The organism is Streptomyces sp. NPDC034049, from assembly GCF_055575575.1.
The window spans coordinates 1-26,998 of the sequence record NZ_JBVISJ010000010.1; the positions used below are offsets into that span (position 1 = coordinate 1).

Here is a 26,998-nt window from a genome sequence, read left to right on the forward strand (position 1 = left end):
CGCGATCTGCCGGACCAACGTCCTGCGATAACCCTCCGGCATCCAGTCACGCGGCTCGATCCGCTGGTCCCGCGCGATCGTCACCTCGAAGTGCTCCCGTAGCTCCGGCCCTGCGCAATCCACCGCCGACACGTCGGCGTGTGACGTGGTCATCTGTCCCTACCTTCCCTACCGACCATTCGTTCGGTCGACATCATGGCTGAGCGTTTCGTGTTCCGACGCGTGTGAGGCGGCCGGGTCAGTGTCCGGTGAAGGACGGCTGCCGGCCTTCGAGGAAGGCCCGCACGGCGGCCCGGTGGTCCTCGGTCGTGCCCAGCCGCTCCTGGGCCGCCGCCTCGCGTTCCAGCACGGCGGACAGGGGTGCTCCGTCGGCTCGCAGCAACGCCTTGACCTCGGCGTACGCGGCGGTGGGGCCGGCGGCGAGGCGCTGGGCGAGAGCCAGGCCCTCCGCAGCGGCGCCGCCGTCCGGCACGACGCTGTGCACGAGACCCCACCGCTGCGCCGCCGGTGCGTCGAAGCGGTCGCCGAGGAGCATCAGGGCGGCGGCCCGCGACGGACCGACCGCCTGCGCCAGAGCCCCGCTCAGGCCGCTGTCGGCGGCCAGGCCGATCCCGGTGAACGCGGTCGAGAAACGGGCCCCCGCCCCCGCGACCCGTATATCGGCGCAGAGCGCGAGCCCCAGCCCCGCTCCGACACAGGCGCCCTCGACGGCCGCGACCACGGGCTGCGGCAGCGCGCGCAACTCCTCGACGAGCGGGTTGTACTCGTCCCGGACGACGGCGAAGGCGGAGGCGGGTGCGCTCTCCAGGGCCCGCGCGTGCTCCTTGAGGTCCTGGCCGACGCAGAAGTGCCGGCCCTCGGCGGTGAGCAGCACCGCCCGGACGCGGTCGCCCTCGCCGCGCACCCGGCGCACGGCGGCGAACAGTCCCGCGCGCATCGACACGTCCAGGGCGTTGCCCGCGGAGGGCCTGCGGAGTGCGACGACGGCGACGCCGCCGTCCAGGGTGCAGCCGACGCCGTGCCGCGTCTCGTCGGCCGGGGGCCGGTTCGTGGTGCTCATTCCCATGTGTGGAACCCCTTTCCGGTCTTGCGGCCGAGTTCGCCGCGGGCGACCTTCTCCCGCAGCAGCCGGGGCGGGGCGAACCGTTCGCCGAGCGTGCCGTGCAGGTGTTCGGCGATGGCGAGGCGTACGTCGAGTCCGACCAGGTCGGTCAGGCGCAGCGGCCCCATGGGGTGCCGGTAGCCGAGCCGCATGGCGTCGTCGATGGCGTCCGGTTCGGCGACGCCCTCCTCGACCATGCGGATCGCCTCCAGGCCCAGGGCCAGGCCGAGGCGGCTGCTGGCGAAGCCGGGCGAGTCCTGGACGACGACGTCCTTCTTGCCGAGGCAGTGGGTCCAGCCGAGGGCGGCGTCGAGGGTGTCGGCCCCGGTGCCGGGTGCGAGGACGATCTCGACGAGTTCGGAGGCGGGCACGGGGTTGAAGAAGTGCATGCCCAGGAAGCGCTCGGGCCGGGTGAGCACGGCGGCGAGGTCGGTGACCGACAGGGAGCTGGTGTTGCTGGCCAGGACCGTGCCGGGGCGCACCGTCTGTTCGGCGGCGGCGAGGAGCCGGGCCTTGAGCGCGGCGTCCTCGGGGACGGCCTCGACGACCAGGTCGGCGTGCGGGGGGAGGGCCTCGACGGACGCGACCGTGGTCACCCGGGCCAGTACCTCCTCCGGGGGCTCGGCGAGTGCGCCGCGTTCGGCCGCCCTCCTGAGTCCGGCGGCCACGCGCTCCAGTGCCGCGGTCGCGGCCTGGGCACCGCTCTCCACGACGGTCACGGCGGAACCGGCCGTCGCGAAGGACTGGGCGATGCCGGCGCCCATGCGGCCGCCACCGATCACCCCGACGACTGCGGGTGCTGAGGTCATGCCCGGCTCCTCTTCTCCAGGAAGCGTGTCATGCGGTCCTTCTTGTCCTGTCCCTCGAACAGCACGGCCTGGGCCAGGTCGTCGACGACCGGGTGGGAGCCGGGTGCGTCGACGACGAGCTTCGTCAGCCGCAGCGCGGTGGCGGAGGAGCGGGCCATGCGGTCGAGCAGGGCGTGCGCCTCGTCCAGCAGCTGCCGCGCCGGTACGACGTCGATGACCAGCCCGGCCGCGAGTGCCGCGTCCGCGTCGAGGTTCCGCCCGGCGAGCAGCACCTGCTTGGCGACCGACGCGCCGACCAGCTCGGGCAGCCGCCGGCAGGCACCGGCCGCGGCGAGGATGCCGAGCCCCGGTTCGGGGTTGCCGAAGACGGCGTCCGGACCGGCGATGCGAAGATCGCAGGCGTACGCCAGTTCGGCGCCGCCGCCCAGCGCCCAGCCGTCGACGGCGGCGAGCGTGGGCATGGGCAGTCCGCGCACCCGCTCGAACAGTCGGCTGTTGATGCCCTGGAGGGCCTCGTCGCGGCCCCGGCGCAGCAGTTCGGCGATGTCGGCGCCGCCCGCGAAGACCCGGCCGTGGCCGGTGAGCAGCAGCAGCTTCGGGTCGCGTTCCAGCAGACCGCACACCTCGTGCAGTTCGGCGATCATGCGGGCGCTGATGGCGTTGCGGGCCTCGGGCCGGTGCAGGGTGACGACGACCCGGTCCTCCCGCTCCTCGACGAGCAGCGTCTCGTAGGCGGTGCTCACACGCGCTCCACGAGCATGGCGACGCCCTGGCCGACTCCCACGCACAGCGTCGCCAGGCCCCGGCGAGCGTCCCCGCGCTCCAGCCGGCCGATCAGCGTCAGCAGGATGCGGGCTCCGGAGCAGCCGAGGGGATGGCCGAGCGCGATGGCGCCGCCGTCGGCGTTGACCCTCTCCTCGTCGAGCCCGAGACGGCGTATGACGGCCAGCGCCTGGGCGGCGAACGCCTCGTTCAACTCGACGGCGTCCACGTCCCCGGTCCGCCAGCCGGCGCGGGCCAGGGCCTTCTGTGTGGCGGGGACCGGGCCGAGGCCCATGACCTGGGGCTGGACGCCGGCCGACGCGGAGGTGACGATCCGCGCCCGCGGGGTGAGCCCGTACCGCCGTACGGCGTCGGCGCTCGCGACCACCAGCGCGGCGGCGCCGTCCGACAGCGGCGAGGAGGAACCGGCGGTGACGACGCCGTCCTCACGGAAAATGGTCCGCAGCGCGCCGAGCTTCTCCAGTGTGGTGCCGGGGCGCGGCCCCTCGTCGTGGGTGACCTCGCCGCCCTTCACCGGAACGGGCACGATCTCGCGGTCGAAGTGCCCGGCCTCCCGCGCCGCCACGGCCCGCTGGTGACTGCGCAACGCGAATGCGTCGGACTCGGCTCGGGTGATGCCGTCCAGCGCCGCGACCTCCTCGGCCGTCTCCCCCATCGCGAGGGTCACCTTGACCGTCTCGGGGCCGGCGCCCGCGGGTACGGCCCGGTCGGCGGCGGCGAAGCGGGGGTTGGTGAAGCGCCAGCCCAGTGACGTGTCGTGCACCTCCCCCGGCTTGGCCCAGGGGGTGCCGGGCTTGGCCATCACCCAGGGGGCGCGGGTCATGGACTCCACCCCGCCCGCGACCATCAGGTCCGCCTCCCCGGACCGGATCGCCTGGGCGGCACTCGCGACGGCGGTGAGACCGGAGGCGCAGAGCCGGTTGACCGTGTAGCCGGGGACGGTGTGCGGCAGCCCCGCCAGCAGCACGGCCATGCGCGCCACGTCCCGGTTGTCCTCACCGGCCTGGTTGGCGGCCCCCAGGACCACCTCGTCCACGGCCTCCGCAGGAACTCCGGCACGGCGCACGGCCTCTCCCACCACGAGGGCGGCCAGGTCGTCCGGGCGAACGGAGGCGAGTGCGCCGCCGTAGCGGCCCTGCGGGGTGCGCGCGCCGTCGATCAGGAAGACGTCGTCAGACATGGGCGGACTCCTCGGCGGGAACGGGCCGGCGCGACTGCATCGTCGCGAAACGGCCGGTGACGAAGGCGGGGTCGGACAGGGTGGCGCTGGCCGCCGGGTTGGCGGCGCTGCCGTGGAAGTCGCTGAAGGCGGCGGACTGGTTGACGAAGACCGCGCCGGTGAGGTTCTCCGACAGGTGCACGCCGGCCTCCAGGGCGGCCGACTCGGCGGCGGCCAGCACCTCTTCGCTCGTGGAGTGGACGGCGGCGGTCAGCGCGCCGTGTGCGCGCACCGTCTCGCGAAGGACCGCGAGGCTGTGCTCGGTGGAGTCGGTGCCGATGACGAAGGAGACGGGCCCGAACCACTCGCGGGTGTAGATCTCACGGTCGCTCTCCGCGTCCAGCCGCGCCACCAGCGGCGTGCGGACCATCGCCTCCGGGTACTCCGGGTGCTCGACCGGCGCCGACGCGCGGACCGTACGTCCGAGCCCGGCGGCCTCCTCCAGACGTGCGCGCACCCCGTCGCCGACGATGGCTCCCAGGGTGCCGGCCGCGCGGGCCGGGTCGCCGAGCAGCCGGTCCAGCGCGGCCCCGAGGTCGGCGGCGAAGTCGTCCGCGCTCCTGACGCCCCGGTCCGTGACGATGCCGTCGCGCGGTATCAGCAGGTTCTGCGGGGTGGTGCACATCTGGCCGCTGTAGAGGGACAGCGAGAAGGCCAGGTTGCCCAGCAGTCCGCGGTAGTCGTCGGTGGAGTCCAGCACCACCGTGTTCAGACCGGCCTTCTCGGTGTGCACGACGGCCTGGCGGGCGTGGGTCTCCAGCCAGTCGCCGAACTCGGTGGAGCCGGTGAAGTCGATGATCCGCACGTCCGGGTGGAGGGCGTACACCGAGGCCGTGCGCTCCTCGGGGCTCTCGGCGGCCAGGATCACCACGTTGGGGTCGAAGCCCGCCTCGGCCAGCACCTCGCGGGCGACGCGCACGGTGATCGCGAGCGGCAGGACGGCACCCGGGTGCGGCTTGACGACGACCGGATTGCCGGTGACGAGGGAGGCGAACAGGCCCGGATAACCGTTCCAGGTGGGGAAGGTGTTGCAGGCGATCAACAGCGCCACCCCGCGTCCGACGGGCGTGAACTTCTTGTCCATCACCAGCGGGGCGCCCTTGGGCTGCGGCTTGTTCCAGCGAGCCACGGCCGGGTGCCTGCTCTGCTCGGCCCAGGCGAGGGCGACCGCCTCGAGGCCGCGGTCCTGGGCGTGCGGGCCGCCCGCCTGAAAGGCCATCACGAAGGCCTGGCCGGTGGTGTGCTGCACGGCGTGGGCGATCTCGAAGCTCGACGCGTTCAGCCGCGCGAGGATCTCCGCGGCCACCCCCGCACGGGCGTCCGGCCCGGCGTCGCGCCACGAGAGCATGGCGGTCTTCGCGGCCGACAGCGCCTCCTGCGGGGCGACTCGGGGGTAGGTCACGCCCAGCGCGAAGCCGTACGGGGACCTCTCGGCCGCCGCCACCGCGCCGTGCCCCGGATGGCCGGGGAGTTCGAAGTGGCCGCCCAGGCTCGCCCGGTACGCGGCCTCTCCGTCCTTGGCGGCGTCCTCGCCGTACGCGGACCTGCTGGGCGACTCGGGATACGGCGTCCAATGGTCCCGGGCGGCGGTGGCGGCGACCGCCTCCTCCAGCAGGGCGCGGTGGCGGGTGAAGAAGTCCGGGCGGTCAGGGGGAGTTGGGGGCATGCGTTCCACCTCTCGACTTGCAGCGGGGCGACTGGGTTACTGAGCCGTGCCGCACGCTAACCGAATGTTCGGTCGGGAGACAAGGCGTGAGAAATCGTGATATGTGCCACTCGGTCGGATCTCGCGCGGACGCGATGCCCGCCACGGACGAGGCGTCCCGAGCCCCGGAGTTCGGCGGACACGGACGCACGTCACCGGCACGCGCTCCGTCGCGTCAAAGATCTCCGGTGGGGGTAACACCTGATCCTGCGGGTCGCGGGGTGCGGGAGGGGAGGCAGTCATGTCGGACGTACGCGAGGGCCGGTCGAGACGGGCCCGGGCGTTCCTGGTGGTGTTCCGCCTGACCATGGCGGTGCTGATCGCGCTGTTCGCCTGGCGGACGTACGAGGAGGTGGCCATCGCGGCGGCCCGTTCCTCGGGGACCCTGGAACGGGCGGACGCCACCGTCGTGAACCGGACGGACGAACGCAAGGAGTCGCTCGGCGGTACGGGCCAGGACCGCACCGCGGAGGTGACGGTCCGCCACGAGGTCACGCTCGACCTGCGGGTGAACGGCGAGGTCCGGTCGGTGACGGACGACGGCAGCAGCGGGCTGGACGTGGGTGATCACGCCCGGGCCGGCCTGTGGCACGGACACGTGGTCGAGCTCGACGGGGCCTATGTGTGGCGCGGGTGGCACAGCGGCCCCGGAGGCACCGTCCTCCTCGTCCTCTACCCCTTGGCGATGGGCTACTCGATCGTCCTGCTGGTGGCGGCGCGCGTCCGGAGGGCGCGCCGGGGCGGCACCGACGCGGTCGACTCGCACGACGCCTTCTGGGTAAGCACGTTCGGCATCATCGTCGGAGCGGCCACGATCGTCCCGCTGGCCCTGGTCCCCGCCGCCCTCGGCACCGACCATCCCCGGTTCTGGCCGCTCGTCCCGGTCGCCACCGGCGCCACGGCCGCGATGCTCATCGTCCACAGACAGCTCCGGCGCCGGCAGAGCGGTCCCCCGCCCGCCGCGGCCGACGGCACCACGGCGAAGGACGAGCCCGCTCGGCCCTGAGCGCCGGGACGGGGGCGCAGCCCTCGCCGCCCTCATCATCCGGGGCAGCGGCCGGGGGTGGGGGCGGCGTACTGGTAGGGGCCGAAATGGCCGAAGAGGTAGGCCGCCAGGAGAAAGGCGGCGATCCCGACGACCGTCAGCCACCCCGCGTACGAGCCCGAGGGGCCGGTCGGGCGGCCGAGGGGTGGCGTACGCCAGGAGGAGGGCGAACTCGACGACGTGCCCCGCCAGGGCGTGGGCGGCCGTGCGGGCCTCGGGGCGATGGGAGAAGGACGCGGGCCACAGGGCGCCCGGGGGACGGTCGTCCGGCTCGGAGCTTCTGGTGCGGGGCAGGGTCACTGTACGGTCCTGGTCTTCGGGATCCCGCGTCCGGCGCGGATCGCGGAGGGGTGCGGCGGGTCAGACGTCCCCGAGGAGGATCGCCGGGCGCTCGACGCAGTCGGCCACGAAGCGCAGGAAGCCACCGGCCACTCCGCCGTCGCAGACCCGGTGGTCGAAGCTGAACGAGAGCTGTGTGACCTTGCGGACCGTCAACTGCCCGTCGACGACCCAGGGCTTGTCGACGAGTCGGCCCACCCCGAGGAGGGCGGCCTCCGGGTGGTTGATGATCGGGGTCGATCCGTCGACGCCGAAGACCCCGTAGTTGTTCAGGGTGAACGTGCCCCCGGTCAGCGCGTGCGGCGGCAGGTTCCCGCCGCGCGCCAGTTCGGTCAACCGGGCCAGTTCGGCGGCCAGTCGGACGGTGGTCATGAGGTGGGCGTCACGGACGACCGGGACGACCAGCCCGCGTTCGGTCTGGGCGGCGAAGCCCAGGTGCACCTCGCCGTGGCGGAGGATCTCCCGGCGCTCGGTGTCGACCGTGGAGTTCAGCTCGGGGAAGCGGCGCAGCCCGGCGACACAGATGCGGGCGAAGAGCGCCAGCAGACCGACGCGGGTGCCGGTTCCGGCGGACTCCAACGCCTTCTTGGCCTGGAGCAGCCCGGTCGCGTCGACGTCGACCCAGGTGGTGGCGTCGGGGATCTCGGTCCGGCTGCGGGAGAGCTTGTCGGCGACCGCGCGGCGGACTCCGCGCAGGGGGATGCGCTCGGGGCCGGTCGTCGTGGTCGTCTCCCGCGGTGCGGGGGCGGGCACCACGGCCTGGTGGGCCGCGCTCCCGCTCGTGGTCCGTCCGGCCAGGGCGATGGCCTGCTCGACGTCCCTTCTGAGGACGACTCCCGCCGGGCCGGACGGTGACACACCCGCGATGTCGACGCCGTGCTCCCGGGCCATCCTCCGCACGAGGGGCGAGATCACCCGGGGGGCGTGCGTTCCGGTGACGGTGGCGGCGGTTGTGGCCGTAGGACCGGTGCCGGCACTGGCGGACAGGGTGTCGGATGCGGCGGCTGCGTTCGCCGGTGCCGCGCTGTCGAACGTGGCGGCACGTCGCCGGCGCCGGCGCGAGGTCGTCGGGCCGTGGCCGGTGCCGTAGCCGATCAGCACATTGCCGGATCCGGCCTGTTCCTCCTCCCGGTAACGCTCCGCCGCCGCGTCGGCCGGCGCCACCGGGTCCGGTGCGCCACCCGCGTCCTCGGGCCGGGGCCCGCGCGCGGAACCGTCGGCCCCGGCGAGAGCCTCCGCCCCCACCGTGATCAGCGGCTCCCCCACCGGCAGCGCCGAGCCCGCCTCCGCGTGCAGCCGGAGCACGGTGCCCGCGTACGGGACCGGCACCTCGACCGCGGCCTTGGCGGTCTCGACCTCGACCACGACCTGGTCGACGGTCACGGTGTCGCCGACGGCGACCTTCCACTCGACGATCTCCGCCTCGGTCAGTCCTTCGCCGAGGTCGGGCAGCCGGAACAACTGCTCCGGACGCGTTGCCGTGGTCATGCGACCGCTCCCTTCGGAAGATGCAGGGTGTCGGGTTCGTCCCCGAACTGGAGGCGGTCGACGGCGTCCAGGACCCGGTCGACACCGGGCAGATGCGCGTGCTCCAGTTTCGGCGGCGGATAGGGGATGTCGAAACCGCTCACCCGCAGAACGGGGGCGGCCAGCGAATGGAAGCAGCGCTCCTGCACGCGCGCGGCGATCTCCGCCCCGACCCCGGCGAAGCCCTGCGCCTCCTGCACGACCAGACAGCGCCCGGTCCGCCGTACGGAAGCCGTCACCGTCTCGTCGTCGAAGGGGACGATCGTGCGCAGGTCGACGACCTCCAGCTCGATGCCCTCGGCCGCCGCCGCGTCGGCCGCGGCCAGGGCCACCGGAACCGACGGCCCGTACGCGACGACCGTGGCGTCACGGCCCTCCCGCCGTACGGCGGCCCGCCCGAACGGCAGTGCGCCGCGGCGCTCCAGGTCGGTGTCCTCGCGGGACCAGTACAGCTTCTTCGGCTCCAGGAAGACCACCGGGTCCGGGTCGGCGATCGCGTCCCTCAGCAGCCAGTACGCGTCCTCGGCCGTCGCCGGGGTGACGACCTTCAGGCCGGGGGTGTGCGCGTAGTAGGCCTCGCTGGAGTCGCAGTGGTGCTCGACCCCGCCGATCCCGCCCGCGTACGGGACGCGGATCACCAGGGGGAGGGTGAGCCGTCCCCGGGTCCGGTTGCGCAACTTGGCGACGTGGGAGGCGATCTGTTCGAACGCCGGGTAGGCGAAGGCGTCGAACTGCATCTCCACCACGGGGCGGAAGCCGCCCATCGCCATGCCGACGGCGAGCCCGACGATGCCGGCCTCGGCGAGCGGGGTGTCGAAGCACCTCTCCTCGCCGAAGTCCCGGGTCAGTCCGTCGGTGATGCGGAAGACGCCGCCGAGCGGGCCGACGTCCTCGCCGAAGACGAGCACCCGGTCGTCCTCGCGCAGTGCGTCGCGCAGCGCGGTGTTGAGCGCCTGCGCCATGGTGACCTTGGCGGCGGCGGCCCTGGTGCTGTCCGTGGCCCTGGCGGCCTCGGTGGTCGTGGCGGCCTCGGTGGTCGTGGCGGCCTCGGTGGTCATGGTGGTCTCGGCCATGGGTCAGTCCTCCTCAGGCAGTGCGGTCTCGGCGAGTTCCGCCGCCAACTGGGCGCGCTGCTCCAGCAGTTGCGGGGTCGGCTCGGCGTAGACGTGGTCGAAGAGCTCCATCGGGTCGGCGGTGGTGTCCGCGTTCATCCGGGTGCGCAGGTCCGCGGCCAGCGCTTCCGCCGCCTCCTGCGCCGCCGCCGCGTCGGCGTCGGTGAGCGCGCCCCGGGCGCGCAGATGTGTCTCCAGCCGGCCCAGGGGATCCGCGGCGCGCCAGCGCTCGACCTCCTCGGCGTCGCGGTAGCGGGTCGCGTCGTCGGCGTTGGTGTGGGCGTCCATGCGGTAGGTGTGCGCCTCGACCAGGACGGGGCCGTGCCCGGCGCGGGCGTGCGCGACGGCGTCGGTGAGCACCGCGAGCACGGCGACCAGGTCGTTGCCGTCGGCCTGCTCGGAGCGCACCCCGTAGCCGATGCCCTTGTAGGCGAGGGCGGGCGCCGCGGTCTGCCGGGCCAGCGGGACGGAGATCGCGTACTGGTTGTTCTGGACGAAGAAGACGACCGGCGCGCGGAGGACGGCCGCGAAGTTCAGCGCCTCGTGGAAGTCGCCCTCGCTGGTGGCGCCGTCGCCGACGAGGGCCAGCGTCACGCCGTCCTCGCCCTTGCGGCGCTGCGCCTCCGCCATGCCGGTGGCGTGCAGCACCTGGGTGGCCAGCGGGGTGCACTGGGGGGCGACGCGGGTGGCGGCCGGGTCGTAGCCGCAGTGCCAGTCGCCGCGCAGCAGGGTGAGCACCTCGACCGGGTCGATGCCCCGGGTGACCAGGGCGACGGAGTCCCGGTAGGTCGGGAACAGCCAGTCGTCCGGGCGCAGTGCGAGGACGGCGCCGATCTGGCAGGCCTCCTGGCCCCGGCTGGAGGGGTAGACGGCGAGCCGGCCCTGCTTGGTGAGCGCGGTGGCCTGGGTGTCGAAGCGGCGCCCCAGGACCATCAGGCGGTAGGCCTCGCGCAGGGCCTCCTGCGAGGGCTCGGGGTAACCGGCCGGGGGCTTGGCCACGGGGGTGCCGTCCTCGGCCACGAACCGCACCGGCGTGAGGGACGGCAGGAACCCCTGGACCGTCTGTCGGAGGCTCTTCACGGACATGGAGGCCACTCGCTTTCTCTGGACGCTTGACAGGAGAATGGTGACGACGAGGGAATATGTGTTCAAGACTTCGCGTGAACCGCAGATGAAGTGCCGCACCTTGATGTTCTGGAGAGCAATGTGTCTGAGATGGACCCGCCGACGGGGCCCGTGCCCGGACGAACTGCCGTCCCGCTCGACGACACCGACCGCCAGATCCTGGCCCGGCTGCTGAAGGACGCCCGCCAGTCGGTCCGCGCGCTGGCCGAACAGGTGCACATCTCGCGCGCCAACGCCTACACCCGCATCGGCCGACTGCTGGCCGAAGGGGTGATCACCGGCTTCACCGCACAGCTGAACCCCAAGCGGGCCGGCCTCGGCACGAGCGCCTACGTCACCCTGAGCACCGAGCAGGCCGCCTGGCGGGACATCTCGCGCGAGCTGCGCGAGATCCCGTACGTGGAGCATGTCTCCCTGGTGACGGGCGACTTCGACGTCCTGGTGCTGGTGCGCGCGCCGGACAACGAGGCGTTGCGCTCGGTCGTGCTGGAGAGCATCCAGGCCGTTCCCGGGGTGCGGTCCACACGGACCTGGCTGGTGTTCGACGAGGTGCGGGGGCGCGGAGCGGACTGGACGGGCTGACCGGCGGTACCGGGCGGACCGCCACCGGGCCCGTCCCGTGGGGCGGGCCCGGCCGGTCAAGCGCCGACGAGTTCCTCGGGGTCGCGCACGGGCGGGCGCTCGGCAGCGGCGAGGCGGCTGCGCGAGCGCACCACCCGGAACCGTCCGGTGACGAAGTGCGCGCCCCCGTCCGGCGGTTCGGGCGCGGTCGAGGAGGGATCGGCGGGCAGGTCGTCGGCGAGGTTCTCCACCAGGTGGACCCCGGCGTCCAGCGCGCCCGCCTCGGCGGCCGCCAGCACCAGCGGGTCCGTCGAGTGCACCGCGGCGAACAGCGCGCCGTGGCGGCCGACCGTGCGGCGGAAGATCTCCAGGCTGTGCGAGGTCGAGTCGGTGCCCACCAGGAAGGAGACGGGGCCGGGCCACTCCCGGGCGTAGACCCGCTCGTCGCGCGCCCCCAGCCGGACCACGAGCGGGCTGCGCAGGTCGGCGCCGGGATGGTCCGGATGGCGCAGTGCCCCGGAGGCGTGCACGACCGCGCCGTGTCGCGCGGCCTGCGTCAGTCCCGTGCGCACCTCGTCGTCGACGATCGCGCCCAGCAGCCTCGCCACGCGCGCCGGGTGCCCGAGCAGCCGGTCGACGGCCTCGCCGAGGTCCGCGCCGAGGTCCCGAAGGGTCTTGCGCCCCTCGTCGGTCATGATGCCCGTCGCCGGCACCAGGATGTTCTGCGGTGTCGTACGGACCGTTCCGTTGCACAGGCACAGGGAGCGCGCGAGGCCGCGCACCAGGCCCCGGTAGTCCTCGGTGGAGTCGAGGACCACGGTGTTCAGTCCGGTCCGGTGGGCGAACACGGCGGCCTGCCGGGCGTGCCGCTCCAGCCAGTCGGCGCACCGGGCCGGGCCGGTGAAGTCGACGATGCGCACCGCCGGGTCCGTCGCCAGCCGCTGCCACAGGGGCTCCCCGGGAGCCGCCACCGCCAGGGTGACGAGGTCGGGGTCGTGTCCGGCCTCCGCCAGCACCTGCCGGGCGACGCGCACGGTGATCGCCAGCGGCAGCACGGACCTGGGGTGCGGGGCCACGATCACCGGGTTGCCGGTCACCAGGCTGGCGAACAGGCCCGGCCAGCCGTTCCAGGTCGGATGTTCGGGGCAGCCGACGAGCAGCGACACACCGCGCGGCGCCAGGGCGCAGGTGCCCGCCATCGCCAGCGGTTCCTTGCGGCGGCGCGGACTCTCCCAGTGCAGGTCCGGGGGAACGCGCTCCGACTCGGCGAACGCGCGGGCCACCACCTCCAGCGCGCGGTCCTGGGCGGGCGGCCCGGCGGCCCGGAAGGCGGCCGTGAGGGACCGGCCCGTGGTGTGGTGCACCGCGAGCGCCAGTTCATGGCTGCGGGTGTTCAGCCGGCGCAGTATCTCCACCGCCACCCCCGCCCGCTGGTACGGCCCGTCGGCCCGCCAGCCGGCCATCGCCCGGCGGGCCGACGCCACCAGCACCGCGGGGTCGCACCGCGGGTAGTCGATGTCCATGGCGACGCCGTACGGCGAGGTCTCGGTGCGCAGCCGGCCGAGTTCACCGGGCTGGCCGAGGTCGAAGGGGCGGCCCAGCAGCGAGCCGAACACCTTCTCCGCGGTCCGTGCCGACCGCATGCCCGCGTCGGTGCCGCCCCGTCCCGCACGGGTGAACAGGGCGCAGCACTCGCCGGCCGCCATGGCCCGTACCGCCTGCTGGAGCAGCCCGCGATGCCGTTCGTACGGCCCCACGCGCATGGCCGTCAGCCTCTCCAGCTCGCGGCGGCCGCGAGCAGGGCGTCGTTCTCCGCCCGCAGCCCGATCGTCACCCGGACGCCCTCGCCGGCGAACGGGCGCACGACGACATCGCCGCCGAGGCAGTGCAGGGCGAAGTCCCCGCTGTCGGCGGCGAGCGGCAGCCAGACGAAGTTGGCCTCGGAGTCGGGGACTTCGAAGCCGAGGTCGCGCAACCGCCGTGTCACCCGCTGCCGTTCGGCGACCGTGAGGGCGGCCCGCCGGACGACCTCCGCGTGCTCGCCGAGGGCGACCGTCGCGGCCTCCTGGGCGAGCGCGCTGACGCTGAACGGGATCTGCGTCTTGCGGACGTGCGCGGCGATGCCGGGCGGGGCCACGCAGTAGCCGACCCGGAGCCCGGCCAGGCCGTACGCCTTGGAGAAGGTCCGCAGCACCACCACGTTCGGCCGGTCGCCGAGCAGGGCGAGGGCGTCGGGGACCAGCTCCGGATCGGCGTACTCCCGGTAGGCCTCGTCGACGACGACCAGGACGTCCTCTGGCACCCGGTCCGCGAAGTCGCGCAGCGCCTGCTCGCCGACCGCGGTGGAGGTGGGGTTGTTGGGGTTGCAGACGAAGACCAGCCGGGTCCGGTCACCGACCGCCTCGGCCATGGCGTCGAGGTCCAGTCCGTGATCCCGCAGCGGGACCCGCACCGCGGTGCCGCCCGCCACCGCGGTGAGGATCGGGTACGCCTCGAAGGACCGCCAGCCGAAGACGACCTCGTCGCCGGGTCCGACGACCGAGTGCAGCAGCTGGGCGCAGACCTCCGAGGAACCTGCGCCCAGCGCGATCCGCTCGGAGTCGACACCGTGGTGCTCGGCGAGGGCCCGGACGAGGGCGGTGGCGCCCAGGTCGGGATACCGCGACACCCCGCCGGCCAGTTCCACGAGTCTCGCCGTGACGCCGGGCAGCAGCCCGTACGGAGACTCGTTGCTTGCCAGCGCGATGGCGCCGGGCATCTTGCGCCCGGGGACGTAGGGGGGCAACTGGGCCAGGGACGAACGGACACGCACCATGCTCGACTCACTTCTGCAGCGGTGGGGCCGGAAGTCGTGCCTCCGGGCACTTGACAGGAGAATCGTGGACAGCAATCGACAACCGTTCAACCAATTGGGAAATCAGGCGACAGAATGCCGGTCTTCCGCACATGTACCGGCAAGTAGTCCTGCCGGGGCCCCGTGGGACCCGCTCCCACGAGACGGACGGCCCGGCCCGGCCGCAGTGTGTTGATCACAAGTGGGCCACATGCCCCTTCCCGGCCCCCCGGCCGCCGCCGCGCTCCGCGAAGACTGCCCTCACTCGCGAGGCCACCGACGCCTCGCCCGCGCCGATCGAGGGAGAACATGTCCAGGCCCCAGCTCGCCCCCGGGTCGTTGACGTCACTCACGGCGGCCCTGACGCTGCTGACCGCCGGCTGCGCGCAGCAGGCCGACGGTGTACGGGCCGGCGCCGAGGTCTGCCGGGCGGACGGCGGATGGTCGGCGCAGAAGCGGGCGGCGTGGCTGCGCCCGGCCGTGTCGTTCCCCGGCGGAGCGGCGGACGAGGACGAGGCGGTGGTGATCGGTGCGCACACCGGCGGGCCCCTGTGCGAGCCGATCTCGATGCGGGTCGAGTTCTGGCAGGCCACCGTCACGACGGCGGGAACGGACCTGAGGTCCGTCCTGCGCGTCCGCCTGACCACCGACGGCAGCAGGCCCTGGACCGTGGGCCTGCCCAGCGGCCTCGCCTCGGAGGAACGCGACGACTGCACCGGCGTCCTCATGGCGGTGTACCCGGGCGCACCCCTGACGCGGACCGAACTGCCCGCCCTCGCGGCCCCCTTGACGCCCGCCTCCACCACGGCGGACACACCGTTCCGCACCACCCGGGTCGCCGCCCGGCACCTCCTCCCGCCCACGACCGCGTGCGGCGCGTCCGGCGGGACCACACCGAACCCGTGGGGCGGCGACCACCCGTGACCTCCTTCGCGAGCCCCGGTTCGTCGTCGCCCCGTCTGCTGCGCTCGCAGTAGGCGAAAGAGTCTGCGGACGGCCGACGACGAGAGACAGGGATGGGTGCGAGTGTTCGAGTGGGCCGTGATCGACGGCCCGCTCGCACGTGGCAGTCCCCTCGAAAGGCTCGTCGATGTCCCCTCTCGCCCGCTGGTGCCACCGGCACCGGCTCGCCGTCGTCCTGGTCTGGGTGGGCCTGCTGCTCGCTCTCGGCGCCGGAGTCGGCGCGGCCGGCAGCGCCTTCGGCAACAGCCCGATCTCGCAGGACACCGACTCGGCCAAGGCGACGGCACTGCTCCAGCAGGCCTCCGACGACGCGGCGGGCAAGAGCGGCCGGGTGGTCTGGCAGGTCGACGGCGGGAAGGTCACCGAGCCCGCCGCCAGGCAGGCGATGACCCGGACGCTCCGGGAGATGGCCGGGGCACCGGGCGTCGCCGCGGTGACCAACCCCTACACACCGGCCGGCCAGGGACAGATCAGCGAGGACGGCCGGACGGCCTACGCCACGGTCGCCTTCGACCGGGACGTGGCGGACGCCCAGGTCGACCATGTGAAGGAACTCGCCACCGATCCCGGGTCGGGGGCCCTGCACATCGCGCTGAACGGGCAGGCGTTCACCGTCAACCCCGAGCCGAACGCGGTCGCCGACGCCATGGGCGTCGTCCTGGCCTTCGTCGTGCTGCTGCTGGTCTTCCGGGCGGTCTGGGTGGCGGCACTGCCGATCATCACGGCCGTCGTCGGCGTGGGCACCTCCGCGGTCGCGGTGATACTGCTCAGCCACGTCGTCACCCTGTCCGACACCACGCTGACCCTGGGTTCGCTGATCGGTCTGGGTGTGGGCATCGACTACGCGCTGTTCATCGTCAACCGGCACCGCGCCCACCTCATGGCGGGTATGGACGTCGCCGAGTCGACGGCCAAGGCCCTCGACACCTCAGGCCGGGCCGTGCTGTTCGCCGGGCTGACCGTCGTGGTCGCGCTGCTGGGCATGCTCACCCTCGACGTCGGCATCATCAACGGCATGGCGATCGGCGCGGCCGTCACCGTCGTCCTGACCGTACTGGCCGCCATCACCCTGCTGCCCGCGCTGCTGGGCATGATCGGCCCGCGTGTCCTCAGCAGGAAGGAGCGCCGGCGCGTGGCCGGCCGGGCGAGCCGCCCGGCCGGCGGGACCGCCGGGCTGTGGCACCGGTGGGCCGAGCGGGTCCAGGCCCGGCCCAGGACCCTGGGTGTCGTGGCCCTCGCCGTACTCGCGGCGCTCGCGCTGCCGACGCTGTCGCTGCGGCTGGGCGCGTCCGACGACGGCAACCTGCCGGCGACCTCCACGAACCGCCAGGCGTACGACATGATCGCGGACGGCTTCGGCCCCGGCTTCAACGGCCCCCTCGTCCTCGCCGTCCAGGCCCCCACCACCACCGACAGGGCCGCCGCGGCGAAGCTCGTCACCGCCCTGGAGCGGGTCGACGGCGTCGCCCGTGCCGGCGCCGCGCCCATGAAGGACGGGCAGCACGTCGGCGTGATCCAGGTCGTCCCGACCACCTCCCCGCAGTCCGCGGCCACCTCCGACCTGATCCACCGCCTGCGCGACGACGTGATCCCCGAGGCGGAGCAAGGCACCTCGCTGAAGGTGTACGTGGGCGGAGTCACTGCGAGCAACGACGACTTCGCGTCCGTCCTGATGGGCAAGCTGCCGGTGTTCGTGCTGGTGATCGCCGCCCTCGGGTTCCTGCTGCTGACCGTCGCCTTCCGCAGCCTGCTCATCCCGGCGGTCGGCGCGCTGCTGAACATCCTGAGCATCGGGGTGGCCTTCGGGGCGATCGTCGTCGTCTTCCAGTACGGCTTCGGCGCCGGACTGCTCGGGCTCGGCGCCGCCGGACCGATCGAGTCGTTCGTGCCGATCCTGGTCGTCGGCATCATGTTCGGCCTGTCCATGGACTACCAGGTCTTCCTGGTCAGCCGGATGCGCGAGGAGTGGGCCCACACCGGTGACAGCCGGCGCGCCGTCCGCGTCGGGCAGGCCGAGACGGGCAAGGTGATCGCCGTCGCCGCCACCATCATGGTCTGTGTCTTCGGCTCCTTCGTGTTCGGCGGCATGCGCGTCATCTCCGAGTTCGGCGTCAGCCTCGCCGTCGCCGTCGCCGTGGACGCCCTGCTGATCCGCATGGTCGTCGTCCCCGCCCTCATGCACCTGTGCGGACGGGCCAACTGGTGGCTGCCCCGCCGACTGGACCGGGCGCTGCCCGACGTGTCCGTGGAAGGCCCCGCCGACGAACCCACGCGTCCGCGGCACGCGGTACGGGAGCCGGAGCCCGTCGGACTGGCCGACTGACCGTCGCCACAGCGGACCGACATCGCACACGGGCCGGTGGACGGCGGGGTGACCTCGTCTTCCGCCGGCGCGTGCTGCCTAGAGTGAGGGAATGGAACTGCCCATGGTGTGGCGACAGTGGCTGACCCGCCATGACCGGATCGCAGACGCCCTGCCCGCGGTGCCGCTGATCGTGATCGCCGCGGCGGCGACCGCCGCCGCCGGCAAGAACGGCTGGCAGGAGCCCCGTTGGCACGAGGTCGCGTGGACGGCCCTGTCGTGCGTGCCGCTGGCCTTCCGGAGCCGCCGGCCGCTGGGGGTCGCCCTCTTCACCCTGGCGGGCGACCTCACGCTGATGGCCGTCGCCTCGCACATCTCGCCGATCCCGGCGGCGAGCCTGGTCGCCCTGTACACCCTCGCGCTGCTCGGCGGCGGGCGCACCGCGTGGACCGTCGGGGTGACCGCGGCCGTGGCGATCACCGGTGTCCACGCCGCCACGCACACGGAGTCCCTCGTGGCGGGGGCCAGTCTGCTGCGGTTCGACTTCGCGATCGCGGCCACCGCGCTGGGCCGCGCCGTCCGCAGCCGCCGGGAGAACCTCGCGGCGGCCCGGGATCGCGCCGAACACGCCGAACGCACACGGGAGGAGGAGGCCCGGCGCCGGGTCACCGAGGAACGCGTGCGCATCGCGCGCGACCTGCACGACGTCGTCGCCCACCACATCACCCTGGTCAACGCCCAGGCCGGAGTGGCGCACCACCTCATGCGCGCCAACCCCGAGCAGGCGTACGAGGCACTGGCCCACATCAAGGACAACAGCCGCGCCGCCCTCGACGAACTGCGCGCCACCGTCGGCCTGTTGCGTCAGCCCGACGACGCGCCTGGCTCGCGGGCCCCCATCCCGCGCCTGGCCGATCTCGACACCCTCGTCGGCGGGTTCGAGGCGAGCGGGCTGTCCGTGTCGGTGACCCGTACCGGGAGCCCCTCGCCGCCGACGCCCGCGACCGACCTCACGGCCTACCGCATCATCCAGGAAGCCCTCACCAACACCCACAAGCACGCGTCCGCGTCGCACGCCTCGGTGGTCCTGGACTACGGCGTGCACGCGCTCCGGGTCACCGTGACGGACGACGGCCGCCCCGGGGCGCCGAAGGGCGCGGGCACCGGCCACGGACTGATCGGCATGCACGAGCGCGCCACCGCCATCGGCGGCACGGTCACCGCCGGCCCGCGTCCCGAAGGCGGCTTCGAGGTCGTCGCCGAGCTGCCGCTCTCGTTCTCCCCCGCAACCGCCTGACACCCCGTGAGGAACCACCGCCCATGACCATTCGTGTCCTGCTCGCCGACGACCAGGCCCTGCTCCGCGGCACCTTCCGGCTGCTCATCGACGCACAGCCCGACATGGACGTCGTCGCGGAGGCGTCCGACGGGAGGGAGGCGGCCCGGCTGGCCCGGTCCGAGCGCGCCGACGTGGTGGTGATGGACATCCGGATGCCCGAGGTCGACGGCATCGAGGCCACCCGGCTGATCGCCCAGGACGAGGACCTGGCCGGGGTCAAGGTCCTCGTCCTGACCACCTTCGAAGAGGACGACCTCGTGGTCGAGGCCCTGCGGGCCGGCGCGAGCGGCTTCCTCGGCAAGGGCGTCGAACCGGCGCAGCTCCTCGACGCCGTCCGTCTCGTGGCCGCGGGCGAGGCGCTGCTCTCCCCGGCGGCCACCAAGGGCCTCATCACGCGCGTCCTCGCCCACCCCTCCCCCGGCGACCTCGTCGACACCGCGCGGCTCGCCACGCTGACTCCCCGGGAACGGGAGGTCCTGACGCTGGTGGGCTCCGGCCTGCCCAACGACGAGATCGCCGAACGCCTCTTCGTCACCCCGGTCACCGTCAAGACCCACGCCAACCGGGCCATGGCCAAACTCGGCGCCCGCGACCGGGCCCAACTGGTCGTCATCGCCTACGAGACGGGTCTGGTGCGGCCGGGTCAACGGCAGGACTCACGGTGACGTTGCCGAGCCAGGGGCGACCGGTGCTCAGCCGCTGCGGAGCGGGAGTCGGCGTCGGTGGCGCGGCGGCGCAGTCGAGCCACGGACGATGAGTTCGACGGGCGGCTCGTCGGGCCGCGGCGGCTCGGTGTCGGGATGGTCGATGGCGTGCACGAGGAGGCGGATCCCCTCCGACGCCGCGGCGGCGAACGGCTGACGGACGGTGGTCAGCGGCGGTGAGACATAGGCGAAGACCGGGTTGCCGTCGAAGCCCACCACGCTGATGTCCTCCGGCACGCGCCGCCCGGCCTCCCGCAGGGCGTGGATCAGGCCGATGGCCATCTCGTCGCCCGCCGCGAACACCGCGGTCACGGAGTCGTCCGCGGCCAGCGCGCCCCCCGCCGCGTAGCCGGACGCGGCCGACCAGTCGCCGTTGAGCAGAGGGGGTTCGTGCGCGCCCCGAGCGGCCAGCGCCGCCCGCCATCCCGCGATGCGGTCCTCCGTGGCGTACCACTGCCGAGGGCCCGCGAGGTGGTGCACCGTCGTGTGTCCGAGGCCCAACAGGTGCTCGGTCGCTGCTCGTGCCAGCTCATGGGCACCCACGCTCACGCTCACCGTTCGGCCGGCGTCGAAGGACGGCGGTGCTCCGAGGAAGAGCACGGGGACGTCCACACGGAGCGGGACCTCGCCCCTCACGACGGGTTCGGAGACGACGACTCCGTCCACGCCCTGCTCCAGCAGCGACTCCACGGCGCCGCCGATGCCGTCGGGGTCGCCGTCCGGTGTGTTCACCACGCGGAGCGCGTATCCGGCGTCCCGCGCGGCCTGTTCGATGTGCACGAGCAGGGAGGCCGTGCCGTATCCCGCCGTTCCCAGGGCCACGACACCGAGGGAGCGGCTGCGCCCCGAAGCCAGTGCCCTGGCCGCGGGGTTCAGCCGGTAGCCGAGCTCCGCGGCAGCCGCGAGGACACGCTGCCGCGCCTCCTCGGACACGTACGGCTCGTCGTTGAACACCCGCGAGACCGTCTTGCGCGACACCCCGGCCTGCCGCGCGACGTCCGCGCTGCGCGGCACGGGGGCGGTCTCGGCGCGCCCCTCTGCTGGTGTCATGAACTCTCCTGGCAGCTGCGTCCCTGCACCGGCCCGCGCTGTGTCCCTGCGGCGAACGACGTCAGTGATCACGCCCCCGCAGCCTGATCGCGCGGTCAGGTCTACGCAGCCGAGGGGGTACGCGTCAAGGGTTCGTGCGGCTTGACTTCGATGCGCGTCTCCCTCACACGCGAGCGCCCTCGACCGTGATTCTCAGAGTCTTGACAGCACGCCCCGGTGACGTTCACTCTTCCTGCCATCCACCGATCAGGTCTGTGTGGTCGTGTTTGATTATGGTCGCTTGGCGACCTCCTTTCCCGCCGCATGCCCGTGGGGCCGACGACCCATGACCGACCTGCGGCCGCCCGTCAGGAGCCGAAATGCACCTTCCGTCCTTCGGTCAGTCCCTCTCCGGTCCGAGCCGCCGCTCGCTGCTGCGGGGCATGGGCGGCGCCGCCGTACTCGGCGCAGGCACACCCCTGCTCAGCGCCTGTGGCGGCAGCGGCGGTGGCGCCGCGGGCTCGAAGACCGTCACCGTCGGCTCCAACGCGTCGGACACGGTGCCGAAGAAGGCGTTCGCCGACATCTACGCGGCCTTCACGAAGCAGTCCGGGATCGCGGTCGACGTGAACACCAAGGACCACAACACGTTCCAGGAGCAGATCAACACCTACCTCCAGGGCACCCCGGACGACGTGTTCAACTGGTTCGCCGGCTACCGCGCGCAGTTCTTCGCGGCCAAGGGACTGGCCTCCCCCGTCGACGACGTGTGGGACGAGATCGGCGGCAACTTCCCCGACGCGATGAGGCAGCTCAGCAGGGGTGAGGACGGCAAGTACTACTTCGTACCGATGACCACGTACCCCTGGGCGCTCTTCTACCGCAAGAGCGTCTTCCAGCAGGACGGTTACGAAGTCCCCACCACCTGGGACGAGTTCACGGCGCTGTGCAAGCAGATGCGGAAGGACAAGCTGGTCCCGATCGCCTTCGGCGACAAGGACGCCTGGCCGGCGCTGGGCACCTTCGACCAGATCAACTTCCGTACCAACGGCTACGACTTCCACGTCGAGCTGATGGCGGGCAAGGCGTCGTGGACGGACGCCAAGGTGCGCAAGGTCTTCGACCTGTGGGCCGAGCTGCTGCCGTACCACCAGGAGGGCGCCGTCGGCCGCACCTGGCAGGACGCCGCGCAGACCCTGGTGTCGAAGAAGGCGGGCATGTACCTGCTGGGCACCTTCGTGGGCCAGCAGTTCACCGACAAGGCCGACCTGGACGACCTCGACTTCTTCGCCTTCCCGGAGATCGACCCGGCGTACGGCCAGGACACCGTCGAGGCCCCCACCGACGGCTTCATGATGAGCAAGGCCCCGAAGAACAAGGCCGGCGCCGTCAAGCTCATGGAGTTCCTCGGCACCCCCGAGGCCGAGCAGATCTACCTCAAGGCCGACCCCAGCGTCGTGGCCGCCTCCAGGAAGGCCGACGTCTCCGCGTACTCGCCCCTCCAGCAGAAGGCGTTCGAGATGATCAGCGGGGCGAAGACCCTGACGCAGTTCATGGACCGTGACAGCCGCCCCGACTTCACCTCCACGGTGATGCAGCCGGCGCTGCAGAAGTTCATCCGCGACCCCAAGGGCGTCGACAGCCTGCTCTCGTCCATCGAGCGGCAGAAGAAGACGATCTTCGCGTCCGACTGACGGGCCCGACGCGATCAGCCTGCGCGCTCCGCTCCGATGAGGACGAAGGCCATCGTGGCCGGCTGGTCGCCGGGGTTGCGCCAGCTGTGGCGGGTGCCGTTGTCAGTGGTGGGTGACAGCATCGGACGCATGACCGATACGGACAGCGCGGCATTCGACTGGGAGTCCTTCTTACGCGGGTGGAGCGAGGAGTGGGCGGACTCCCTGCCGGACGACGAGTCACGGAGCAGGGACGACGAGACCGCCCGGGAGGCCCGGTGGCTGGGGTTCCCGCCCGCCTCCGAGGAACGGATCGCGGCCATGGAGGAGCGTCTCGGCCGACGGATGCCCCCGTCGTACCGGGAGTTCCTCGCGGTGAGCGACGGTTGGCGGCACGCGGGTGGCTTCGTCTGGCTGCTGGCCGGGACGGGGGACGCCCGCTGGCACGAGAACGAGTCGGGGCTCGCGGACATGTTCGAGGAGTACCTGGACGAGGACGCCGACCCCGAGGAACGGCACGAGGCCGACCTCTGGCGGCGGGGCCTGCAGCTGGACGTGGAATCCGACGTCACCCACGTCCTGCTGGATCCCGAGGACGTCGACGAGCGCGGTGAGTGGGCCGTCTACACGTGGTCGAGCTGGCGGGCCGCCCCGCCCGAGCGGCACGCCGACTTCACCGCGTTCATGCGGGAGATGCACCGGGAGTTCCACAACCTGCGGGCGGGCGGGAACAGCAAGGAGCCGGAGTTCGTCAACGACACGACGCGCCGGTTGGACGCCCAGATGGAGCGGGCCCGACAGGACGCGCTGCGCGGCGACTGGGAGCGGGCCGCGAAGGCGCTGGACGAGGCCCAGCAGTACGGCAGACCAAGGGCGGCCGGGCTGGGTGACCAGCTGCGCCGCCTGCTCGGACAGACCGGGGTGCACTTCGAGGGCCTGGCGACGGATCCGCGGTACGCGCCCGAACTGCTGCCCCCGCTGGTCGCCGAGCACGCGGCCCACTCGTACCGGGACGACTCCACGCTCACCTACCACCTGCGGGGCGCCGACGACGACCTGGTCGCGCTGGCCTACGCGACGCTGGAGCGGGTCCGCGAGGGCACGTACCGGTACACGGCGGCCGGACCCTTCGGGGAGGCGGTCGAGCGAGCGCGGGAGTCGGCGCGGTGGGGCGACACCGACGGGGCCTGGCAGACGCTGAGGGACGCCCTGCCCTGGTGGGAGCCGCTGGGACCGGACCATCTGGCGCCGCTCGGGTGGGTGGCCGACCCCCTGCTCGGGCCGCTCGCGACCCCGGAGCGGGGCCGCGAGCTGCTCTCCACGCCGCGAGGGGGGCAGGTGGGTGCGACACCGGCGCCGACGGACCGGCTCGACCCGGACGACCTGGCCTGGCTCGCGGAGCCGGACCCGGGCAACAACCGCAGCAGCTTCCGGTTCGTCCTGGTGGAAGGGGTGGATCCGGAGGACCTGCCGCGCCGTCTCGCGGACGGCGACGAGGGCGGGGACGCCGGCAGCGGCCAGGCCGGGAGCGAAGGCGACGCCGTGCTGAGCGAACCCCTGACCTCCTGGGAGGCCCGCCGCAGATGGCTGCACGGCCGGAGGGAGTTCTCGTCCTACGACGACAGGGCCCTCGTGTCGGTGGGGCGGGCCGGGCCCGGCTGGAGCTTCGCCTTCGACGGCGAACCCTCCTCCTTCGGCCGGCAGCGGTTCGTCTCCCCGGCCGCGCGGGCCAGCGCGGGCACCCGCGCGGTGGTGGTGTGGAGCGGCCTCAGGAAGCAGCACGAGGAGTCGCACTTCCATCTCTCGGTGGCACGGGACGGCACCGAGGAGTATGCGTTCACCTACGTCGACGGCGAGGTCCGGCAGAGCGGGGAGATACCGCGCGCGCTGGATCCGAGCCGGTTCTTCGGCCGGCCGAGGAGCGGTGCCGAGACCGAGCGGGCGCTGCTGGAAGCGGTGGCCGGGGAGTTCGGTGTCCACCTGCCGCGGCACGCGATCACCCACGGGCGGCTGCACACCTTCACGACCCGCTCCTGGACAAGGCCACCCGGGGAAGGGGAGACGTTCACGGTCATCCGGCTGGGCTGAGCCGACTTGCTCCGGCCTGCCCGGCCGGACCGTCCGCTCCCCTCGCCCCACGCCGCGCCCGGCGGTGGCCGCTCCGCTCGAACACGGGGCGACCACCGCCGGCTCGGCCGGTCACGCGGTCACGCGGTCACGCGGTCACGCGGTCACCGGCTGCAGTTTGGCGCGGAAGTGCCGCAGGATCGGGGACTGCTCCACGATGCGGTAGCCGTGGACGGACTCCGGCTCCTTCGCGATGCGTTCCAGGGTCCTGCCGACATGGTCGTAGTGGCTGCGGGTGTAGACGCGGCGCGGGAGCGCGAGCCGGACCAGTTCGTACGGCGCGCTCTTGATGGGGTTGCCGTCCTCGTCCTCCTCACCGAGGTAGAGGGAACCGAGCTCGGCCGAGCGGATGCCGCCTTCGAGGTAGAGGCGGCAGGCGAGGGCGTGGCCCGGGTAGTGGTGGGGCGGTATGTGCGGGAGCAGGCGGCCCGCGTTGAGGTAGAGGGCGTGCAGGCCCGGGGGTTCGAGCAGGTCGACGCCCGCCGCGCGGACGCGGTCGGCGAGATGGGAGGCGACATCGGCGCGTTCCGCGAGGTAGGCGGGCTCGGTCACCTCCAGCAGGCCGGTGGCCATCATGTCGAGGTCCCGGCCGGCGAGACCGCCGTAGGTGGCGAAGCCCTCGGTGGCGATGAGGAGGCGTTCGCACTTCTCGGCGAGTTCGGGGTCGTTGAGCCCGATGAATCCGCCGATGTGGACGATGCCGTCCTTCTTGGCGCTCATCACACAGCCGTCGGCGAGACGGAACGCTTCTTCGGCGACCTGGCGCGGGGTGCGGTCCCGGTAGGCCTCCTCGTGGCGGGTCACCAGCCAGGCGTTCTCGGCGAATCTGGCGGCGTCCAGGATCATCGGGACGCCGTGCCGGCGGCAGATCTCGGCGGTCTGTTTCAGGTTCTCCATGGAGACCGGCTGGCCACCGCCGCCGTTGTTGGTGATCGTCATGATCACCACACGGACCCGCGAGCCGTCCGGTCCCTCCAGCGTCTGCCGGAGTCTGTCCAGGTCGATGTTGCCCTTGAAGGGCAGGACGCTGTCCAGGTCTCGGGCCTCCGGGCAGGGAATGTCATGCGCCTGACATCCGGAAAGCTCGACGTTGGCCCGGGTCGTGTCGAAGTGGGTGTTGGCCAGGACGATGCCACCGGGTTCGAGGAGGTTCGTGAAGAGGATGCGCTCCGCGGCCCGCCCCTGGTGGGCCGGCAGGATGTGCCGGTAGCCGGTCAGTTCCGTCACGGTCTCGTGGAAGCGGTAGAAGGAGCGCGAGCCCGCGTACGACTCGTCGCCCTCCATCCCCGCGGCCAGCTGGGCGGCCGAGATGGCGCCGGTGCCCGAGTCGCTGAGCAGGTCGATGGTCACCTCCTCGGCGCGCAGGTCGAAGAGGTTGTAATGCACCCGTTCCAGCGCCGCCTCGCGCTGCTCACGCGTGGTGAGCGCGATGGGCTCGACGACCTTGATGCGGTAGGGCTCCATAGGGGTTCTTGCTCCTGACATGCTGCTGAATGGTTCATGTGGGAAGTGCCGGTGGCCGTTGGGCGGCCGCACCGCGTAGGCCTCCGACGAGAGGTACGCGGTCACCCGGGCCGGTCTGTCCTGTTCGTGGGCGAGCGCCACGTACGCGACGAGCCCCACTCCGTCCGACAGCCGGCGTCCGGTGACGGCGGCCAGCGGGCGGTCGAGTGCGCCGGGGTCCATCCCGTGGCGGCCGAGGACGGCCCCGGCCCGGCGCAGTGCCTCCGCGTCGTCGCGGGCGTAGTCCCTGACCGGGACGTGGAGGGTGAAGCCGGTGGGTCCGCCGGTGGTCCGGGTGAAGGAGTGGCAGGACAGGACGGGCCGCCGGGCGAACCGGGCCTCCGGCAGGGCCCGGGTGCCGTCCGCTGCCTCGTCGACGCCGCCCGCCGTGCGGAGGAACTCCTCCAGCGTCGCGCTGTCGGGGCCGTTCTCCATCCGGCACAGGGCGCCGACGTCCGCCACCGCCAGGTCGCGGTGGGTGGTGTAGATCTTCACCCGGGGCGCCGCCCAGTCGCCCAGGTCGAGCGCGAAGAACGGGTAGCCGTCGGCCGGCGGCAGCGCGTCGAAGGCGTGCCGGTGGCCCAGCCGGTCCAGGGCCGTCCGTACCGTCTCGGCGGCCCGGTCCCCGCCGGACGCCGACGGGTTCAGATACACCTTGATCTTGGGGACGCCGCCGGGGCGCAGCTCCAGCGCGATCCACAGCGCCAGGGGGCCCTGCGGATCGGCGGGGAGGAACAGGTCCTCCAGTACGTCCAGTTGGTCGGTGGCGAAGCCCCAGCGCCGTGTCATCGCTCGGACGGCGCGCAGTCCGACGCGGCCGTTGTCCCGGAGATCACCGGCACCGCACCCCGGTTCCAGCAGCACCCGTACGGCGGGGGACGCGTCCGGGGTGAGGGAGAGCGAGTACTCCACCGGGGTGGAGTCGTCGGACAGGAAACTGAGGGACGGGGGCGGCAGGTTCAGGGGCCGTTCGGCCACCGCCCCCAGCGAGTCGGTCAGTAGACGCGCGTAGTTCCGGGCGTCGGTCGGGCCGAGCCCCGACACCTCGCAGAGCCGCAGCAGTTGGCCGGTCACGAGGGCGCCGAGCGTCCGGTCCCCCGGGGTGCTCCCGGTGCCGGACCCGAGAGGGCTCACCACGTCTCCCGCCGCTGTTCGGAGTTCGGAGGCGGAGCCGCTGTCCCCCGGCGGCGGAGCGGGT

Annotated in this window: 20 protein-coding genes and 1 pseudogene; 8 read left to right on the forward strand and 13 right to left on the reverse strand. The window is 73.0% G+C overall.

Annotation, left to right across the window (positions count from 1 at the left end; all coding sequences use genetic code 11):
• The 6 genes and pseudogenes from ACZ52C_RS26855 to paaN form a co-directional block, all read right to left on the reverse strand.
• Window positions 1-153 (reverse strand): annotated as a pseudogene (locus ACZ52C_RS26855) (1,2-phenylacetyl-CoA epoxidase subunit PaaA); the annotation flags it as partial.
• Window positions 154-238: 85 nt separating this feature from the next.
• Window positions 239-1,060 carry an enoyl-CoA hydratase/isomerase family protein gene (locus tag ACZ52C_RS26860; protein ID WP_469077171.1) on the reverse strand — a complete coding sequence of 274 codons (822 nt, stop codon included), beginning with the start codon at window positions 1,058-1,060 and terminating at the stop codon, window positions 239-241.
• Complete coding sequence (locus ACZ52C_RS26865) at window positions 1,057-1,911, reverse strand: 3-hydroxyacyl-CoA dehydrogenase family protein (RefSeq protein ID WP_469077172.1); 855 nt, start codon at window positions 1,909-1,911, stop codon at window positions 1,057-1,059. Before ACZ52C_RS26865 ends, ACZ52C_RS26860 begins: the two co-directional genes overlap by 4 nt.
• Window positions 1,908-2,654, reverse strand: a complete 747-nt coding sequence (locus tag ACZ52C_RS26870; RefSeq protein ID WP_469077173.1) for an enoyl-CoA hydratase/isomerase family protein — start codon at window positions 2,652-2,654, stop codon at window positions 1,908-1,910. The genes ACZ52C_RS26865 and ACZ52C_RS26870 overlap by 4 nt, the downstream gene beginning before the upstream one ends.
• Window positions 2,651-3,874, reverse strand: coding sequence for a thiolase family protein (locus ACZ52C_RS26875; protein ID WP_469077174.1), 1,224 nt, complete (start codon window positions 3,872-3,874; stop codon window positions 2,651-2,653). The genes ACZ52C_RS26870 and ACZ52C_RS26875 overlap by 4 nt, the downstream gene beginning before the upstream one ends.
• Window positions 3,867-5,579: a phenylacetic acid degradation protein PaaN gene (gene paaN, locus ACZ52C_RS26880; protein ID WP_469077175.1), complete on the reverse strand. Its 1,713-nt coding sequence runs from the start codon at window positions 5,577-5,579 to the stop codon at window positions 3,867-3,869. Before paaN ends, ACZ52C_RS26875 begins: the two co-directional genes overlap by 8 nt.
• A 280-nt stretch (window positions 5,580-5,859) precedes the next feature.
• On the opposite strand from paaN, the gene ACZ52C_RS26885 reads away from it, so the two are divergent.
• On the forward strand, window positions 5,860-6,624 hold the full coding sequence (locus ACZ52C_RS26885) for a hypothetical protein (RefSeq protein WP_469077176.1): 765 nt from the start codon (window positions 5,860-5,862) through the stop codon (window positions 6,622-6,624).
• A gap of 399 nt (window positions 6,625-7,023) precedes the next feature.
• On the opposite strand, the gene ACZ52C_RS26890 is transcribed toward ACZ52C_RS26885, so the two are convergent.
• Genes ACZ52C_RS26890 through pdhA form a run of 3 tightly spaced genes read right to left on the reverse strand, consistent with a single transcriptional unit; the run spans window position 7,024 to window position 10,727 of the window.
• Window positions 7,024-8,490 (reverse strand): dihydrolipoamide acetyltransferase family protein, encoded by a 1,467-nt coding sequence (locus tag ACZ52C_RS26890; protein WP_469077177.1) that lies wholly within the window; start codon window positions 8,488-8,490, stop codon window positions 7,024-7,026.
• Window positions 8,487-9,602, reverse strand: coding sequence for an alpha-ketoacid dehydrogenase subunit beta (locus tag ACZ52C_RS26895; RefSeq protein WP_469077178.1), 1,116 nt, complete (start codon window positions 9,600-9,602; stop codon window positions 8,487-8,489). Before ACZ52C_RS26895 ends, ACZ52C_RS26890 begins: the two co-directional genes overlap by 4 nt.
• A 3-nt stretch (window positions 9,603-9,605) precedes the next feature.
• Window positions 9,606-10,727, reverse strand: coding sequence for a pyruvate dehydrogenase (acetyl-transferring) E1 component subunit alpha (gene pdhA, locus ACZ52C_RS26900; RefSeq protein ID WP_469077179.1), 1,122 nt, complete (start codon window positions 10,725-10,727; stop codon window positions 9,606-9,608).
• 129 nt (window positions 10,728-10,856) lie between these two features.
• Here pdhA and ACZ52C_RS26905 point away from each other — a divergent pair, with 129 nt between their 5' ends.
• Entirely contained in the window at window positions 10,857-11,348 is a 492-nt protein-coding gene (locus ACZ52C_RS26905; protein WP_469077406.1) for an Lrp/AsnC family transcriptional regulator, read from the forward strand.
• A gap of 56 nt (window positions 11,349-11,404) precedes the next feature.
• Here ACZ52C_RS26905 and ACZ52C_RS26910 read toward each other — a convergent pair whose 3' ends face one another.
• On the reverse strand, window positions 11,405-13,090 hold the full coding sequence (locus ACZ52C_RS26910) for an aldehyde dehydrogenase family protein (protein ID WP_469077180.1): 1,686 nt from the start codon (window positions 13,088-13,090) through the stop codon (window positions 11,405-11,407).
• 5 nt (window positions 13,091-13,095) lie between these two features.
• Window positions 13,096-14,142: a histidinol-phosphate transaminase gene (gene hisC / locus ACZ52C_RS26915; RefSeq protein ID WP_469077181.1), complete on the reverse strand. Its 1,047-nt coding sequence runs from the start codon at window positions 14,140-14,142 to the stop codon at window positions 13,096-13,098.
• Window positions 14,143-14,469: 327 nt separating this feature from the next.
• Between hisC and ACZ52C_RS26920 the strand changes: the two genes are divergently transcribed.
• The 4 genes from ACZ52C_RS26920 (at window position 14,470) to ACZ52C_RS26935 (ending at window position 19,429) form a co-directional block, all read left to right on the forward strand.
• Window positions 14,470-15,084: a hypothetical protein gene (locus tag ACZ52C_RS26920; RefSeq protein ID WP_469077182.1), complete on the forward strand. Its 615-nt coding sequence runs from the start codon at window positions 14,470-14,472 to the stop codon at window positions 15,082-15,084.
• A gap of 166 nt (window positions 15,085-15,250) precedes the next feature.
• Window positions 15,251-17,446 (forward strand): MMPL family transporter, encoded by a 2,196-nt coding sequence (locus tag ACZ52C_RS26925; protein WP_469077183.1) that lies wholly within the window; start codon window positions 15,251-15,253, stop codon window positions 17,444-17,446.
• A gap of 91 nt (window positions 17,447-17,537) precedes the next feature.
• A complete protein-coding gene (locus ACZ52C_RS26930; protein WP_469077184.1) occupies window positions 17,538-18,722 on the forward strand; it encodes a sensor histidine kinase in 1,185 nt (394 codons plus the stop codon).
• A gap of 23 nt (window positions 18,723-18,745) precedes the next feature.
• On the forward strand, window positions 18,746-19,429 hold the full coding sequence (locus tag ACZ52C_RS26935) for a response regulator (RefSeq protein ID WP_469077185.1): 684 nt from the start codon (window positions 18,746-18,748) through the stop codon (window positions 19,427-19,429).
• A gap of 27 nt (window positions 19,430-19,456) precedes the next feature.
• Here ACZ52C_RS26935 and ACZ52C_RS26940 read toward each other — a convergent pair whose 3' ends face one another.
• Window positions 19,457-20,518, reverse strand: coding sequence for a LacI family DNA-binding transcriptional regulator (locus tag ACZ52C_RS26940; protein ID WP_469077186.1), 1,062 nt, complete (start codon window positions 20,516-20,518; stop codon window positions 19,457-19,459).
• A gap of 359 nt (window positions 20,519-20,877) precedes the next feature.
• Between ACZ52C_RS26940 and ACZ52C_RS26945 the strand changes: the two genes are divergently transcribed.
• A complete protein-coding gene (locus ACZ52C_RS26945; RefSeq protein ID WP_469077187.1) occupies window positions 20,878-22,191 on the forward strand; it encodes an ABC transporter substrate-binding protein in 1,314 nt (437 codons plus the stop codon).
• Window positions 22,192-22,320: 129 nt separating this feature from the next.
• Complete coding sequence (locus tag ACZ52C_RS26950) at window positions 22,321-24,258, forward strand: SMI1/KNR4 family protein (RefSeq protein ID WP_469077188.1); 1,938 nt, start codon at window positions 22,321-22,323, stop codon at window positions 24,256-24,258.
• A 135-nt stretch (window positions 24,259-24,393) separates the two neighbouring features.
• On the opposite strand, the gene ACZ52C_RS26955 is transcribed toward ACZ52C_RS26950, so the two are convergent.
• Window positions 24,394-26,934, reverse strand: a complete 2,541-nt coding sequence (locus ACZ52C_RS26955) for a tryptophanase (protein ID WP_469077189.1) — start codon at window positions 26,932-26,934, stop codon at window positions 24,394-24,396.
• Window positions 26,935-26,998 lie beyond the last annotated feature (64 nt).